Annotated in this window: 1 protein-coding gene; it reads left to right on the plus strand. The window is 63.7% G+C overall.

The features are described from left to right. Window positions 1–162 precede the first annotated feature (162 nt). Window positions 163–259: thymidylate synthase (locus tag X742_RS1000000176385; RefSeq protein WP_245275674.1), on the plus strand; the 97-nt coding region annotated here is incomplete at its 3' end.

Below are 259 nucleotides of genomic sequence, written 5' to 3' on the forward strand. Positions count from 1 at the left end.
ACTCATTCTGGCGGCCGGCTGGCGATTTCCGCGCTTCCGGTTCGCCGGGGAGGATTCTGGGCAGGCTTCGTTCCCTGCTGAATGGGGACGATCTCAGACAAGCGTGGCGTCAGCGCCTATATGCGGTATGATCGACGAGATCCCGAATCGAGCCCCGAACCGATGCGCCAGTATCTCGACCTCCTGCAGCATGTGCTGGACAACGGCGCCGATCGCGGCGACCGCACCGGCACCGGCACGAGATCGGAAGAGCGTTGTG

It is taken from the genome of Mesorhizobium sp. LNHC229A00, from assembly GCF_000502415.1.
In the GTDB taxonomy this organism is placed as follows: Bacteria; Pseudomonadota; Alphaproteobacteria; order Rhizobiales; family Rhizobiaceae; genus Mesorhizobium.